This window comes from Streptomyces sp. NPDC046925, from assembly GCF_040644915.1.
GTDB lineage: Bacteria > Actinomycetota > Actinomycetes > Streptomycetales > Streptomycetaceae > Streptomyces.
Genome location: NZ_JBEYWZ010000005.1, coordinates 333,363 through 349,011, shown reverse-complemented (window position 1 = coordinate 349,011; position 15,649 = coordinate 333,363). Strand labels below are relative to the sequence as shown.

The 15,649-nt window shown below is 70.3% G+C and carries 13 protein-coding genes; 10 read left to right on the top strand and 3 right to left on the bottom strand.

Annotated elements, in window-relative coordinates; all coding sequences use genetic code 11:
• Window positions 1-31 precede the first annotated feature (31 nt).
• The 6 genes from ABZ906_RS23050 to ABZ906_RS23025 all read left to right on the top strand — a co-directional run bounded on the left by ABZ906_RS23050 (window position 32) and on the right by ABZ906_RS23025 (window position 6,497).
• The gene (locus ABZ906_RS23050; RefSeq protein WP_361385423.1) at window positions 32-1,120 is read left to right on the top strand and encodes an NTP transferase domain-containing protein; all 1,089 of its coding nucleotides are present in this window, start codon (window positions 32-34) and stop codon (window positions 1,118-1,120) included.
• Window positions 1,117-2,739, top strand: coding sequence for a molybdopterin molybdotransferase MoeA (locus tag ABZ906_RS23045; RefSeq protein ID WP_361385420.1), 1,623 nt, complete (start codon window positions 1,117-1,119; stop codon window positions 2,737-2,739). The genes ABZ906_RS23050 and ABZ906_RS23045 overlap by 4 nt, the downstream gene beginning before the upstream one ends.
• A complete protein-coding gene (locus tag ABZ906_RS23040; RefSeq protein ID WP_361200234.1) occupies window positions 2,727-3,848 on the top strand; it encodes a potassium channel family protein in 1,122 nt (373 codons plus the stop codon). The genes ABZ906_RS23045 and ABZ906_RS23040 overlap by 13 nt, the downstream gene beginning before the upstream one ends.
• Window positions 3,849-4,249: 401 nt before the next feature.
• On the top strand, window positions 4,250-5,227 hold the full coding sequence (locus ABZ906_RS23035) for an NAD(P)H-quinone oxidoreductase (protein ID WP_361385417.1): 978 nt from the start codon (window positions 4,250-4,252) through the stop codon (window positions 5,225-5,227).
• A 271-nt stretch (window positions 5,228-5,498) separates the two neighbouring features.
• A complete protein-coding gene (locus tag ABZ906_RS23030; RefSeq protein ID WP_361385414.1) occupies window positions 5,499-5,834 on the top strand; it encodes a hypothetical protein in 336 nt (111 codons plus the stop codon).
• A gap of 120 nt (window positions 5,835-5,954) precedes the next feature.
• Window positions 5,955-6,497 carry a bacterial proteasome activator family protein gene (locus ABZ906_RS23025; RefSeq protein WP_361200225.1) on the top strand — a complete coding sequence of 181 codons (543 nt, stop codon included), beginning with the start codon at window positions 5,955-5,957 and terminating at the stop codon, window positions 6,495-6,497.
• Between the two features lie 137 nt (window positions 6,498-6,634).
• Here the strand turns inward: ABZ906_RS23025 and ABZ906_RS23020 are convergent, their stop codons facing one another.
• The gene (locus tag ABZ906_RS23020; protein WP_361385412.1) at window positions 6,635-8,302 is read right to left on the bottom strand and encodes a protein kinase; all 1,668 of its coding nucleotides are present in this window, start codon (window positions 8,300-8,302) and stop codon (window positions 6,635-6,637) included.
• Window positions 8,303-8,597: 295 nt separating this feature from the next.
• Between ABZ906_RS23020 and ABZ906_RS23015 the strand changes: the two genes are divergently transcribed.
• Window positions 8,598-10,187, top strand: a complete 1,590-nt coding sequence (locus ABZ906_RS23015) for a protein kinase (RefSeq protein WP_361200219.1) — start codon at window positions 8,598-8,600, stop codon at window positions 10,185-10,187.
• 131 nt (window positions 10,188-10,318) lie between these two features.
• On the opposite strand, the gene ABZ906_RS23010 is transcribed toward ABZ906_RS23015, so the two are convergent.
• Window positions 10,319-10,756, bottom strand: coding sequence for a pyridoxamine 5'-phosphate oxidase family protein (locus ABZ906_RS23010; RefSeq protein ID WP_361200216.1), 438 nt, complete (start codon window positions 10,754-10,756; stop codon window positions 10,319-10,321).
• Between the two features lie 130 nt (window positions 10,757-10,886).
• Entirely contained in the window at window positions 10,887-11,549 is a 663-nt protein-coding gene (locus tag ABZ906_RS23005) for a response regulator transcription factor (protein WP_361200213.1), read from the bottom strand.
• Window positions 11,550-11,930: 381 nt separating this feature from the next.
• Between ABZ906_RS23005 and pdhA the strand changes: the two genes are divergently transcribed.
• From pdhA to ABZ906_RS22990, 3 genes are read left to right on the top strand one after another with little or no spacing between them, the layout of a single operon-like run.
• The gene (gene pdhA / locus ABZ906_RS23000; protein WP_361385409.1) at window positions 11,931-13,109 is read left to right on the top strand and encodes a pyruvate dehydrogenase (acetyl-transferring) E1 component subunit alpha; all 1,179 of its coding nucleotides are present in this window, start codon (window positions 11,931-11,933) and stop codon (window positions 13,107-13,109) included.
• Window positions 13,110-13,111: 2 nt separating this feature from the next.
• Window positions 13,112-14,092, top strand: a complete 981-nt coding sequence (locus tag ABZ906_RS22995; protein WP_361385406.1) for an alpha-ketoacid dehydrogenase subunit beta — start codon at window positions 13,112-13,114, stop codon at window positions 14,090-14,092.
• Window positions 14,093-14,104: 12 nt separating this feature from the next.
• A complete protein-coding gene (locus ABZ906_RS22990) occupies window positions 14,105-15,598 on the top strand; it encodes a dihydrolipoamide acetyltransferase family protein (RefSeq protein WP_361385403.1) in 1,494 nt (497 codons plus the stop codon).
• Window positions 15,599-15,649 lie beyond the last annotated feature (51 nt).

The following is a 15,649-nucleotide window of genomic DNA, read 5'->3' as shown; positions in this document are numbered from 1 at the left end:
CATTGATCCTTCGTGCGCCCATACTCGGGGGATGACCGCGCAGAGGGCTCCGGGTGGCTCCGTATCCGCCGCCTCGAACGCCGCCCCGACCGATGCACCCGCCGACGATCCCGACGATCGGCACGGCGCTCCGGATGACCGGTACGGCGATCCGTACGACGCCGTGGTGCTCGCGGGAGGCGGCGCACGACGGCTGGGCGGTGCGGACAAGCCCGGCGTACGGGTGGGCGGCCGGGCGCTGCTCGACCGGGTGCTCGGGGCCTGCGCCGCCGCGGGGACCACGGTGGTCGTCGCCGGGCCGCGCCCGACCGCGCGGCCCGTGGTCTGGGCGAGGGAGGAACCCGCCGGGGCGGGCCCGCTCGCCGCGCTCGACGCGGGGCTGCGGCGCACGGGGGCTGAGCAGGTGGTGGTGCTCTCCGCCGATCTGCCGTTCCTGGAGGAGCGGACGGTCCGGAGTCTGCTCGGCGCGCTGCGGGAGAGCGGCGCGGACGGCGCGGTGCTCAGGGACCCCGACGGCCGGGACCAGCCCCTGGTCGCGGCCTACCGCAGCGCCTCGCTCCGGCGTGAGACGGCGCGGCTCGCCGACGAGCACGACGGTCTGACGGGGCTTCCGCTGCGGGCGCTCACCGCGCGGCTCGAACTCACCAGGGTCGCCGACCCCCTCGCGTCCTTCGACTGCGACACCTGGGACGACATCGCCGCCGCGCGGGCGCGGATCAGGGAGCATGGGCACGTGTTGGATGAATGGATTTCCGCAGTCAAGGACGAACTGGGCATCGAGCTCGACGTCGACACCGGCTTGCTGCTCGACCTCGCCCGCGACGCCGCACACGGCGTGGCCAGGCCTGCGGCTCCGCTGACCACCTTCCTGGTGGGGTACGCGGCGGCGCGGGCCGCGGAGGGCGGCGGACCCGAGGCGGTGGCCGAAGCCACCCGCAAGGCGGCGGCGCTGGCCACGCGGTGGGCACAGGAGGGCGACTCCGAAGCGGGGCCCGGCGAGAAGCCGGATGCCGCTCCCGACGCGACGCCGCCCGGTGCCGCGCCCGACGTGGCGCCGGAAGCTGCCCGCCCCGACCCGGGGCAGGACGCGCGGGCCGACATGCGGCCGGACGCCGGATGACTGGGCGGCCCACGCCGGACGCCGAGCTCGACGAGGCTCTCGCCCTGGTGAACGACGACCGTGACCGCAGGACCGGCAGGCGCGGCGACGGTGCGCCCGTCGGCGGCGGTGATCTTCGGCGCGCCCCGGCCGCCGCGGGCGAGCCGGGGCACGAAGCCCGGCCCCAGCCTCCGTCAGGGCCTGCGTCAGGGCCTGCCGCGCCGCCCATGCCCACCGCGCCTCCCACCGTGAGTGGTCCCAACGCCCCCAGCGGCCCCACCGCCCCCATGGCCCAGGCGGCCCGGGCGGTCGAGCACCGCGACATCACCCCCTGGCCCGCCGCCCGCACCACCGCCGGACGTGCCGTCGGGAACGGTCCCTCCGCGCGCACCGCCGTCCCCTCGGGGCAAGCGCTGGGCCTCGTCCTTGCCGCGCCCCTCGCCGCCCTCACCGATCTGCCCTCCTTCGACACCTCCGCGATGGACGGCTGGGTCGTCGCCGGCCCGGGACCCTGGGATGTCCGGGCCGACGGGATTCTCGCCGGGCACGGGCAGCCGGGCCCGCTCTCCGACGGCGAGGCCGTGCGCATCGCGACCGGGGCACGGATTCCGCAGGAGGCCACCGCCGTCATCCGCAGCGAGCACGGGCTCATCGACGACAAGGGACGGCTGCACCCCCGGCGTGACGTCACGCAGGGGCAGGACATCCGGCCGCGCGGCCAGGAGTGCCGCTCGGGCGATCAGCTTCTGCCCCCCGGCACCCTGGTGACCCCGGCGGTGCTCGGCCTCGCGGCGGCAGCCGGGTACGACGAGCTGTCCGTCGTTCCGCGGCCCCGGGCCGAAGTGCTGATCCTGGGCGACGAGTTGCTGACCGAGGGGCTCCCCCACGAGGGCCTCATCCGTGACGCACTCGGACCGATGCTCCCGCCCTGGCTGCGCTCGCTGGGCGCCGATGTCATCGCCGTACGCAGGCTCGGTGACGACGCCGAGGCGCTCCATCAGGCGATCACCACCTCGGACGCCGACATCATCGTCACCACCGGCGGTACCGCCGCGGGACCGGTCGACCACGTCCATCCCATCCTGCGCCGCATCGGTGCCGAACTGCTCGTGGACGGCGTCGCGGTGCGCCCCGGGCACCCCATGCTGCTCGCCCGCATCCGCCCCGACCAGCACCTCGTCGGCCTGCCCGGCAATCCGCTCGCCGCGGTGTCCGGCCTGCTGACCCTTGCCGAGCCCCTGCTGCGTACGCTTTCGGGGCGTCTCGCCCCGTCGCCGTACACCGCTGTTCTGCGCGAGGACGTGCACGGGCATCCGCACGACACCCGCCTCGTCCCCGTCACCCTCCGAGCCGAGCACGCCGTGCCGCTGCACTACAACGGCCCGGCCATGCTGCGCGGGATCGCGGTGGCCGACGGCCTCGCGGTCGTTCCGCCGGGCGGCGGGCGGCAGGGCCAGGAGCTGGAGGTCCTCGACCTCCCGTGGACCCTGCCGGACGCAGGAACGGAAGCAGGGACGGAAGCAGGAACGGACGCAGGAACACAAGCAGTAGCGGAAGCAGGAACGGAAGCAGTGAGCGGAACGGGCGTGAAGCCGGGAGCGGGTGGCCGCACGGACGCGGCCGGGGAGTGTTTCACGTGAAACTTCCCGGACACGACGCCATCGCCCGACATCCCGACGAGCATCTGGTGACTCACCGGATCAAGCTGCCCCGTCGGGTCGTCGAGCGGCCCCTGTTGCAGGTCGGCAAGCGTCTTCTCATGGCGCTCGCGGTGCTCGCCCTGACGACCTTCATCGTCTACATCGACCGCGGCGGCTACCACGACAACTCGGACGACCGGCTCGACTTCCTCGATGCCGCCTACTACTCCACCGTCACGCTCTCCACCACGGGTTACGGCGACATCGTCCCGTACAGCGACAGCGCGCGGCTCTGCAACATTCTCCTGATCACGCCGCTGCGCGTGCTCTTCCTGATCATCCTGGTCGGCACCACACTTGAAGTACTCACGGAACGTACGCGCGAGGAATGGCGTCTGAACCGCTGGAGGTCCAACTTGCGTGAACACACCGTCGTCGTCGGCTTCGGTACCAAGGGTCGCTCCGCGATCCAGACCGTCTGTGCGACCGGTCTGAAGCCCGAGCAGATCGTGGTGGTCGACCCGAGCGCGAAGGTCGTCGACGCGGCTACCGCGGAGGGCTATGCGGGCGTCATCGGCGACGCGACGCGCAGCGATGTACTGCTCCGTGCGGAGGTGCAGCGTGCCCGGCAGATCATCATCGCGACCCAGCGTGATGACACCGCCGTCCTGGTCACGCTGACCGCCCGGCAGATGAACCGCGGGGCGAAGATCGTGGCCGCGGTGCGCGAGGAGGAGAACGCGCCGCTGCTCCGGCAGTCCGGTGCCGACGCGGTGATCACCAGCGCCAGTGCGGCGGGACGGCTGCTCGGCCTCTCCGTGCTCAGTCCCAGTGCGGGCATGGTCATGGAGGACCTGATCCAGCAGGGCAGTGGGCTCGATCTCGTGGAACGGCCGGTCATAAAGGCCGAGGTGGGGATGGGGGTCCGCGAGACGGACGACCTCGTCGTGAGTGTCGTACGCGGGCACCGGGTGCTCGGGTACGACGATCCCGCCGTCGGGAAGCTGCAGTTGATGGACCGTCTGATCACCATCGTGCGGGCGACGCCGACGTCACCGATGGCCCCTGACACCAAGTCGAACCCGCCACGGGGCGGTTTGCGCACGTAGGGCACGTAGGCGACGTGCGTCGCGCGGCGGGGGCGGGAACGGGGGCCGCGTGCGTCGCGTGGCGGGGCTGAGAGCGTGGGCCGGCCCCTCATGCGGCGGGGCCGGGAGCGAGAGCCGTGTCCGTCCTGCGGGGGCTGCGATCGCAGGTCGAATCCGCCGTGTGGCGGGGCCGCGCACGCACGTTGCATCGGCCGCGCAGCGAAGACACAGAAGACACACACGTAGGTCGAATTCGTCGCGCGGTGAGGCTGCCCGCGTAGGGCGAACCCGCCGCACGAGGCTGCGCACGCACGTTGCATCCGTCGCGCCGCGAGGCTGCCCGCGTAGGGCGGGAGTGTCGTGTGGCGGGTCTGTGGGTGTGCTTTGGGTGGCTGGAAACTGCGGAGAGTAGCCTCGCCCGCATGCATGCGATCACGATCCCCGAAGCCGGTGGACCCGAAGCGCTCGTATGGGCGGAGGTCCCCGATCCCGTGCCCGGTGAGGGCGAGGTGCTTGTCGACGTCGTGGCCAGCGCCGTGAACCGCGCCGACCTGCTCCAGCGCCAGGGCTTCTACAACCCCCCGCCCGGCTCGTCCCCCTATCCGGGGCTCGAGTGCGCGGGCCGCGTCACCGACATCGGCCCCGGCGTCTCCGGCTGGCAGATCGGCGACGAGGTGTGCGCACTGCTCGCCGGCGGCGGCTATGCCGAACAGGTCGTCGTCCCCGCGGGTCAGCTGCTGCCCGTGCCCGACGGCGTCGACCTCGTCACGGCGGCGGCGCTGCCCGAGGTGACGTCGACGGTCTGGTCCAACGTCTTCATGATCTCCCACCTCCGCCCCGGCGAGACGCTCCTCGTGCACGGCGGCTCCAGCGGTATCGGCACCATGGCGATCCAGCTGGCCAAGGCGGTCGGCGCCAAGGTGGCGGTCACCGCGGGCACCAAGGTGAAGCTCGACTTCTGCCGTGAGCTCGGCGCGGACATCCTCATCAACTACCGCGAGCAGGACTTCGTCGAGGAGATCAAGAACGCCACGGACGGGGCGGGCGCGGACGTCATCCTCGACAACATGGGCGCCAAGTACCTGGACCGCAACGTGCAGTCCCTCGCGACCAGCGGCCGCCTCGCGATCATCGGCATGCAGGGCGGCGTCAAGGGCGAACTGAACATCGCCACGCTCCTGACCAAGCGCGCCGCGGTCACCGCGACCTCGCTGCGCGGACGCCCCGCCGAGGAGAAGGCGACGATCGTCGCGGCGGTGCGCGAGCACGTGTGGCCGCTGTTCGGCGCGGGCCACGTACGCCCGATCGTCGACCGGACGGTGCCGATGAGTGACGCGGCAGCCGCCCACCGCGTACTGGAGGAGAGCTCGCACATCGGCAAGGTGCTGCTCGTCCGCTGACACGGAGCCCGGCCCAGGCCTTCCGGCCCCGGCCCCCGGGCTCGGGGCCGGAAGCCCTGCCGCCGCCGGGTCACCAAGACGGTCAAGATGCCGGAGTTGTATCGCTATGTGACGCTTGATGCAGCTCCAGTGATCTTTCTTGATCTTGGCGACCCGGTAGCGGGAGGGGGTCAGTGCGATGACTCCATGGCTTCGCCCCTTGTTGATCCTGACGGTGTTCCTGGCCCTCGCGCCTGTCTCACCCGTCTCACCTGTATCCCTCGCATCTTTCGTGTCCCCGGCGTACGCCGCCGATCCCACCCCCGGCGGGACCCGCGCGGGAAGCGTTCCCGGCGAGGGGCGGGCCCGGCCGGGGCGCGCGGATCCCGAGCCACCACCCCCGGCGCCGTCGGTCTCCGTACCGCCCCGCGAGCCGCAGCCCCCCGCCGAAAGGACCACCGAGACCGAGACCACTGACACCGACACCGACACCACCGCATCCGACGCCACCCGCCGGACCGCCACCGAACCCGCCTTCCCCGGTCTGCGCGTCCTGCCGCTCGGCAGCGGACTCGTCCTGATCGGTCTCGGCCTCGGATTTCTCGCCGTGAGACTGCGCCGCGGCTGAACGTGGCCGATACGCCACCTGACACGTCCACTGACACGACCGGCCCCGCCGTACACGGTGGATCAGCGGCAAATGGGGGCACCACCGATGTGTGATGTACGCGTGCGAGAGAATGGCGGCATGGAGATGCCGAGGAACGAACGGTCGCCCGAGAGCCCCCAGGTCCTGGTTGTCGGACAGGACGGAATGGCGCTCGGCGGAGGCGGAGACGACGAATCCCGCGAGGTCCCGGTGACGGACATGGTCGAACAGCCGGCGAAGGTCATGCGCATCGGCAGCATGATCAAGCAGCTGCTCGAGGAGGTGCGGGCGGCACCTCTCGACGAGGCGAGCCGAGTGCGGCTCAAGGAGATCCACGCCAGTTCGGTCAAGGAGCTCGAGGACGGCCTCGCCCCCGAGCTCGTCGAGGAACTGGAACGTCTCTCCCTGCCCTTCACCGACGAAGGGGTGCCCAGCGACGCCGAGCTGCGCATCGCGCAGGCCCAGCTGGTGGGCTGGCTCGAAGGCCTTTTCCACGGGATCCAGACGGCTCTCTTCGCGCAGCAGATGGCGGCGCGGGCGCAGCTCGAATCGATGCGGCGCGCGTTGCCGCCCGGTGCGGGCGGCGGCGAGGAGGAAGAGGACGGCGGCATCGCGGGACGGACCGGAGGCCCGTACCTGTAGGCGCCAGGCGATAGGCGACAGCCGATCATCGAAGCAACAACGCGGAGGGCCCGGTCACAAGGTGACCGGGCCCTCCGCGTCGTTCCTGCTCAGCCCATCAGCCCATCAGCCCATCAGCCCATCAGGTCGTCAGCCCATCAAGCCGGATTACCCGTAGAAACGGTGAACTCGATGTCCACGTCGTCCGGGTCGACGTCCGAGTCCTCCTTGGGCGACTGCTGCATGACAGTGTCCTTCCCGTAGGTGTTCTCGTCGATCGTGCGCTTGTCGTACTGCCAGCCGGCCGCCTGCAGGCACTTCTGCACGGACCGCCAGTCCTTGAACGTGAAGTCCGGGACCTTGATCTTGGTCTCGTCGTTGTACGCCGTGTCAGGGTCGGTGCACTCCTCGGTCTCCACCGTCTGAGTCCGGTCCGGACCCCGATATCCCGCGACCGGCGCGTTCGACTCCTTCGCTTCCTTGCCGCCCTTGCCCTCGTCGTCACCGTTCATCGACATGGCCGCGATCAGCCCGCCGATGGCAAGCAGCGCGACGACGATCGAGCCGACGATCACCGGCATGTTCCGCTTGCCGCCGCCGCTGTTACCGCTACCGCTACCGCTGCCGCCGCCCTGCCCGTGCACGGACGTCTGCCCCTGCTGCGGCGAGAGCGTGTACGGCGGCGGGGTCTGCGCGCCCTGCGGGGCGTACGCGTTCGTGGGCGGCGGGGTCTGGTAGCCGCCCTGCTGCGGGTAGCCGTAACCGGGGGTCACGGGACCGGGGGCAGGCGTGGGCGGTCCATAGGAACCGGAATTGGGCTGGTACGGCGTCTGGACGCCGCCCTGCTGCGGGAGCGAGGAGTCGACGGGCGGGAAGACCGCCGCACCGACGCCCCCGCCGCTCGCGGTCTGGGCGCCCGGCACGATGCTCGGCGCGGCCGCCTGGAAGGACTGGGCGACGCGCAGGCACTCGTCGCGCATCGCCTCGGCGGTCGGGAAGCGCTCGTTCGGGTTCTTCTTCAGCGCACGGGCGACGATCGCGTCGACGGCGGGCGGCAGCGAGCGGTTGATCGAGGACGGAGCGACCGGCTCCTCCTGGACGTGCGCATACGCTATGGCCAGCGGCGAGTCCGCCTCGAAGGGCAGCCGCCCGGTGGTCAGCTGGAACAGCATGATGCCGACGGAGTAGAGGTCGGACCTGGCGTCCACGCCGCGGCCGAGGGCCTGCTCCGGCGAGAGGTACTGGGGGGTGCCGACGACCATGCCGGTCTGCGTCATGGAGGTGACGCCGGACTGCATGGCGCGGGCGATGCCGAAGTCCATGACCTTGACGACGTTGCGCTTCGTCATCATCACGTTGCCGGGCTTGATGTCGCGGTGGACCAGGCCCATCTCGTGGCTGATCTCGAGCGCGGCGAGCACATCGGCGGTGATCTTCAGCGCCTGGTCGGTCGGCATCGCGCCGAACTGGGTGACCGAGGCGTCGAGCACGGAGCCGAGCGGCTTGCCCTCCACGTACTCCATGACGATGTACGGCATCGTCGCGCCGTCGAGCTCGTCCTCGCCGGTGTCGAAGACCGAGACGATGTTCGTGTGAGTGAGCTTGGCCACCGACTGGGCCTCGCGACGGAAGCGTTCGCGGAACGACTGCTCCCGTCCGAGTTCGGTGTGAAGCGTCTTGATCGCGACCTGACGATCGAGTACGGAGTCGTACGCCAGGTGAACGGAGGCCATGCCGCCTTCACCGAGAAGATCGCGCAGCTGGTACCGGCCGCCGGCCAGCGAGCGCCCCGCATACCGTCCCTGTGCGCCGTCCTGGCTGCTCATGTCGTGCGTCCCCCATCGGCGCGGTGTGCCGGACGGCTCCGCGATCGGTGATCGATTCCCGCTATTCCTGGCCAAGTCTGCCCGAGGGCACGGACACGTCAAGCTCGATGCCCGTTCCGTGACCGTACGCGCAAGAAGCGTCTCGGAAGCGTTACAAGTTTGCGCGCGAGGGCACCCGGCGGGTTTGATGTCCGGTCCACCTCGAACCGCCGCGGCACGCGGAGGCTGTAGCGTGGCCCGGCGGGGATCCCCCAGTACCACCAAGCACCACGACCAGAAACGACGGCGAGGACTGATGGCACAGACGCAGCGCGCTCAGGGCCCGTCCGACCCCGAGGCGACTGGCGGCGGAATGTCGGATGCGCCTGAGTTGTGGGGCAACAACGGGCTTGTTGGGGATGGCCGATATCGGCTCACCCACAGACTCGGCCGGGGCGGCATGGCAGAGGTGTTCGCGGCCGAGGACGTACGTCTCGGTCGTACGGTCGCCGTGAAACTGCTCCGCTCCGACCTCGCGGAGGACCCGGTATCCAAGGCCCGCTTCACGCGCGAGGCCCAGTCGGTCGCGGGACTCAACCACCATGCGGTGGTGGCGGTCTACGACTCCGGCGAGGACGTCGTCGGGCCGAGCGTCGTCCCGTACATCGTCATGGAGATCGTCGAAGGCCGGACGATCCGTGACCTGCTGCTCAACGCCGAGGCGCCGGGTCCCGAGCAGGCCCTGATCATCGTCTCCGGGGTGCTCGAGGCGCTCGCGTACTCGCACCAGCACGGCATCGTGCACCGCGACATCAAGCCCGCGAACGTGATCATCACCAACACCGGCGCGGTGAAGGTGATGGACTTCGGCATCGCCCGTGCGCTGCACGGCGCGCAGTCGACGATGACGCAGACCGGCATGGTCATGGGCACGCCCCAGTACCTCTCCCCGGAGCAGGCGCTCGGCAAGGCCGTCGACCACCGCTCCGACCTCTACGCCACCGGCTGTCTGCTCTACGAGCTCCTCGCGCTGCGTCCGCCGTTCACCGGCGAGACGCCGCTCTCCGTGGTCTACCAGCACGTCCAGGACATCCCCGTGCCGCCGTCCGAGACCTCGGACGCGGCGCCGCCGGAGCTGGACGGCCTGGTGATGCGTTCGCTCGCCAAGGACCCGGACGACCGTTTCCAGACCGCCGAGGAGATGCGCGGTCTGGTCCAGTACGGGCTCCAAATGCTGCACGAGCAGGGCAGCCACACCGGGACCTGGAACACCGGGCCCGTCGATGTCGCGGGCATGCACGAGGGCGGCAGCACTCCGGCGATGGGCGTCGCGGGCACCACCGCGATGCAGCACCCGGGCGACTCCGGCACCGCGCAGATCCCCGGTGCCATGCTGCGTCCGCCGGGCGGCGACGACGGCGGCTTCGAGGGCGGTCACCGCGACGGCAACGGCCGGGGCGGCCGCGGCAAGATGTGGATCTTCGCCGTGCTCGCGGTCATCGCGATCGCCGTGGGTGTCGCGATCGCCCTGTCGGCGAACGACAACAAGACGAAGGACAAGGACACCCCGACGAAGTCGCCGACGAAGCAGTCGGAGACGCAGAAGCCGAGCAAGAGCTCGGACGACGAGACGTCGGACGAGGACACCGCCGAGCCCGGCGACGGCACCGGCGGCCAGGGTGACTGGACGCCGTCCCAGCCGAACACCACGGGACCGACCGCTCCCGAGTCGCCCACCGAGGACGAGCCGTCGGACGACCCGACGAAGCCCTCGGACGACCCCACCGAGCCGTCGGACGACCCGACGACGCCCACCGGGGAAGAGAGCCCTCCGGAGAGCGAGGACCCGCCGGCGACGGACGGCGGCACCGAAGGCGGGGTCGTCGCGGGCCAGGAAGGCGGCTGAGCGGCCGCCGACAGCCCTACGCATGACGCACGCGCGCGTGGAGCCCGGAAGGGCACCACGCGCGCGTGCGTATGTCTGGAGGCTCCAAGTGCGTACCCCTGAGGCTCCAGGGCGGCAGCGGCTCTACCGGCTCACCGCACGCTCTCCTGGAACTGCCGCTCCCGGCCGCGCTGCAAGGTGTGCACCGTGGCCAGCTGCGGCTCCAGGCGCATGTAGACCGGGTCGTACAGCTCGCCGTCCACGTAATGCGGGCCGGGGCCGAAGAGTTCCAGTTCGTCGTTGGTCGGCTCGATGACCTCGCAGAGGCCGACGAACTGCACGGTCCACTGCCCCGTGCGCGCGGTCTCGGCGCTCAGATTGTCCGCCCCGTAGGCGATGACGCTGCCGATGCAGGCCTCGTGGTAGCCGTACCCCTTGTGCATCCGCAGCAGAATGCGGCCGTCCACGACGACGTGCCGGGCCGCGGCGAGGAAGGGCAGCGCGCGCATGCTGGTAGCGACGCGGCCGTAGTCGGTGCGTCCGAGCAGTTCGAAGGCGAGCCGTTCGTCCTGTTGATCGTCGGTGGGCATGCGTTCCACCCTCCGGCACCGGCGGGGGGCCGGGGAAGGGGAGCACGCCCCTACGGACGGGGACGTAAGTCCCGTTTCAAGCACTCACGGACGGTGGTGAGTGCTCACGGTCAGCGATGAGGGCCCGCGGTCAGTGATTCTGCTCCGCCTGCATACGTGCCACATACGCCGCCGCCTGCGAGCGCCGCTCCATGCCGAGCTTCGACAGCAGGCTGGACACGTAATTCTTGATCGTCTTTTCGGCGAGGTGCAGCCGTTCGCCGATCACCCGATTGGTCAGGCCCTCGCCGATCAGGTCCAGGATCTTGCGTTCCTGATCCGTGAGGTTCGCCAGGCGGTCGTCGCCCTTGGGGGTGTTGCCGTCGCGCAACCGCTCCAGGACGCGGGCCGTGGCGACGGGGTCGAGCAGGGACTTTCCGGCTGCCACGTCACGTACGGCCGAGAGGAGTTCATTGCCGCGAATGGCCTTCAGGACATAGCCGGAAGCGCCCGCCATGATGGCGTCGAAGAGCGCCTCGTCGTCGGCGAACGAAGTGAGCATCAGGCATTTGATGTCCTCGTTCTGCGAACGGATCTCGCGACAGACCTCGACGCCGCTGCCATCCGGAAGGCGCACGTCCAAAACGGCCACGTCCGGCCGGGTCGCCGGGATCCTGACCAGGGCGTCCGCCGCTGTTCCCGCCTCGCCGACGACCTCGATGTCGGACTCCACGGAGAGCAGCTCATGGACTCCACGCCGGACCACTTCATGGTCGTCGAGGAGAAATACCGTAATTTTTCCGTCTTCGCGCACGCAGCCAGTCTCACACACGATCTCTACCGGTGCCCTGGCTGAACCCTTCCCGTCCACGGGGTGGCCGGGATAACGTGCCGGTGTTCCGGCCCCCTGCCAGGCTGTGATCAGTGCTGTGACCAGGAAGTGTTCCCGACTTTCTCGATTTACTCGGAAATCCAAGCAGTCAGATACTTGGAAATCCAAGCAAATTCGCAGGTCAGATGGGGTTTCACAGAATTGGGAAGCACTGGGTAACGTGCATTGTGCAGGGCGCTCGCCGGGGCACCTGTCACGCCTGTTCCCGGCCGAGTCGCACCCACCCCGTGCGCGGGCACGGATCAGGCGAGCCGCACTGGCTTACCCGGTAATCCCGGGGGCCGGACCGACGGAGGAGCACACGTGACCGTGGAGAGCACCGCCGCGCGCACACCGCGCCGCAGCACGACCAGCGGCGGGAAGCGCGCAAGCGCCAAGAAGGCCGCGCCCAAGAAGAGCACGGAACCCCAGCTTGTCCAGCTGCTGACCCCCGAGGGCAAGCGGGTCAAGAACGCCGAGTACGACTCGTACGTCGCGGACATCACCGCCGACGAGCTGCGCGCCCTGTACCGCGACATGGTTCTCACCCGCCGCTTCGACGCCGAGGCCACCTCCCTGCAGCGCCAGGGCGAGCTGGGCCTGTGGGCGTCGCTGCTCGGCCAGGAAGCCGCCCAGATCGGCTCGGGCCGCGCCACCCGCGAGGACGACTACGTCTTCCCGACCTACCGCGAGCACGGCGTCGCCTGGTGCCGCGGGGTCGACCCGACCAATCTGCTCGGCATGTTCCGCGGCGTGAACCACGGTGGCTGGGACCCCAACAGCAACAACTTCCACCTGTACACGATCGTCATCGGCTCGCAGACCCTGCACGCCACCGGCTACGCCATGGGCGTGGCCAAGGACGGCGCGGACTCGGCAGTGATCGCGTACTTCGGTGACGGCGCGTCCAGCCAGGGCGATGTCGCCGAGTCCTTCACTTTCTCCGCGGTCTACAACGCCCCCGTCGTGTTCTTCTGCCAGAACAACCAGTGGGCGATCTCCGAGCCCACCGAGAAGCAGACCCGCGTGCCGCTCTACCAGCGCGCGCAGGGCTTCGGCTTCCCGGGCGTGCGGGTCGACGGCAACGACGTGCTCGCCGTCCTGGCCGTCACCAAGTGGGCCCTGGAGCGGGCGCGTTCGGGCGAGGGCCCGGCGCTCATCGAGGCGTTCACCTACCGCATGGGCGCGCACACCACCTCCGACGACCCGACCAAGTACCGCAGCGACGACGAGCGGGAGTCCTGGGAGGCCAAGGACCCGATCCTGCGCCTGCGGACCTATCTCGAGGCCGAGAACCACGCTGATGAGGGATTTTTCGCGGAACTCGAAGCGGAGAGCGAAGCGTTGGGCAAGCGAGTGCGAGAGGTGGTGCGGGCGATGCCGGATCCGGATCTGATGGCGATCTTCGAGAACGCGTATGCGGACGGGCATGCGCTCGTCGACGAGGAGCGCGCGCAGTTCGCCGCGTACCAGGCGTCGTTCGCGGACGAAGGCGGTAAGTGACCATGGGCGTTCAGAAGCTTCCCCTTGCCAAAGCGATCAACGAATCGCTGCGCACGGCCCTCGACACCGACCCCAAGGTCCTCATCATGGGCGAGGACGTCGGCAAGCTCGGCGGCGTCTTCCGGGTGACGGACGGGCTCCAGAAGGACTTCGGCGAGGACCGTGTCATCGACACCCCGCTCGCCGAGTCCGGCATCGTCGGCACGGCCATCGGACTTGCCCTGCGGGGTTACCGCCCGGTGGTGGAGATCCAGTTCGACGGCTTCGTCTTCCCGGCGTACGACCAGATCGTCACGCAGCTCGCGAAGATGCACGCCCGCGCGCTCGGCAAGATCAAGATGCCGGTCGTCATCCGCATTCCGTACGGCGGCGGCATCGGCGCCGTCGAGCACCACAGCGAGTCGCCCGAGGCGCTTTTCGCGCACGTGGCGGGGTTGAAGGTCGTCTCTCCGTCGAACTCGTCGGACGCCTACTGGATGATGCAGCAGGCCATCCAGAGCGACGACCCGGTGATCTTCTTCGAGCCGAAGCGGCGTTACTGGGACAAGGGCGAGGTCGACACCGAGTCCATCCCGGCGCCCCTGCACAAGGCCCGCGTCGCCCGCGAGGGCACGGACCTCACCCTCGCCGCGTACGGCCCGATGGTGAAGGTCTGCCTGGAGGCCGCAGCGGCCGCCGCCGAGGAGGGCAAGTCCCTGGAGGTCGTGGACCTGCGCTCCATGTCGCCGATGGACTTCGACACGGTGCAGGCATCGGTCGAGAAGACGCGGCGGCTCGTCGTGGTCCACGAGGCTCCGGTCTTCCTGGGCACGGGCGCGGAGATCGCCGCCCGTATCACCGAGCGCTGCTTCTACCACCTCGAAGCTCCCGTGCTGCGGGTCGGCGGCTTCCACGCGCCGTATCCGCCGGCGCGGTTGGAAGAGGAGTACCTGCCGGGCCTCGACCGGGTGCTCGACACTGTCGACCGCTCGCTGGCGTACTGAGGGAGAGGGGTCATGACGACCATGACAGACGCGACTGAGGCTACAGACGCTGCGCTGGCCGAGTTCAAGATGCCCGACGTGGGCGAGGGGCTCACCGAGGCGGAGATCCTCAAGTGGTTCGTGGCGCCGGGCGACACGGTCACCGACGGGCAGGTGGTGTGCGAGGTCGAGACGGCCAAGGCCGCCGTCGAGCTGCCCATCCCCTTCAACGGAGTCGTACGGGAACTGCGCTTCCCCGAGGGCACCACGGTCGACGTCGGCCAGGTGATCATCACGGTGGACGTGTCCGGCGGCGGTGCGCCCGCCCAGACGGACGCCGCCCCCGTGTCGGACGCCGTCCCCGCCCCGGCGGAGGAGGCCGCCCCCGCGGAGGAGACCGCTCCCGAGGGCCGCCAGCCGGTGCTTGTCGGCTATGGGGTCGCCGAGTCCTCGACGAAGCGCCGCGCGCGCAAGTCGGCGCAGGACCAGGCCGCTGCCGCCGGTACGTACTACGCGGCAGCGGTCCAGGCCGAGCTGAACGGCTCCGCCGCGGCAGCCGCCGCCCCTGCCGCCGCCCCCGCTGTCCCGGCCCCCACGGGCAGCCGCCCGCTGGCCAAGCCGCCGGTGCGCAAGCTCGCCAAGGACCTGGGAGTCGACCTCACGGTCATCATCCCGTCCGGTCCCGACGGGATCATCACGCGCGAGGACGTCCACGCGGCAGTGGCCCCGGCCGCCGCCCCCGCCCCGGCTCCCGCGCCCGCACCCCGGCAGGCGGCAGCCGAAGCCGACGCACAAGCCGAAGCTCCCGCTTTGGCAGGCAGCGACGCCCGCGAGACCCGCGTCCCCGTCAAGGGCGTCCGCAAGGCCATCGCGCAGGCGATGGTCGGCTCGGCCTTCACGGCGCCGCACGTCACGGAGTTCGTGACGGTGGACGTGACGCGGACGATGAAGCTGGTCGAGGAGCTGAAGCAGGACAAGGCCTTCGCGGGCCTGCGGGTCAATCCGCTCCTGCTCATCTCCAAGGCCCTGCTGGTGGCGATCCGGCGCAACCCGGACGTGAACGCCGCCTGGGACGAGGCGAACCAGGAGATCGTCCAGAAGCACTACGTGAACCTGGGCATCGCCGCTGCGACCCCGCGCGGTCTGATCGTCCCGAACATCAAGGACGCCCAGGCCAAGACGCTGCCCGAACTGGCCGAGTCCCTCGGTGAGTTGGTCTCCACGGCCCGTGACGGCAAGACGTCTCCGGCCGCGATGCAGGGCGGCACGGTCACCATCACGAACGTCGGCGTCTTCGGCGTCGACACCGGCACGCCGATCCTGAACCCGGGCGAATCCGCGATCCTCGCGGTCGGCGCGATCAAGCTCCAGCCCTGGGTCCACAAGGGCAAGGTCAAGCCGCGTCAGGTGACGACGCTGGCGCTCTCCTTCGACCACCGCCTGGTCGACGGCGAGCTCGGCTCCAAGGTCCTCGCCGACGTGGCGGCGATCCTGGAGCAGCCCAAGCGACTCATGACCTGGGCGTAGCCGGCACGGACGGAGTACGACGAGGGGGCCCGCCGCATCACGCGGCGGGCC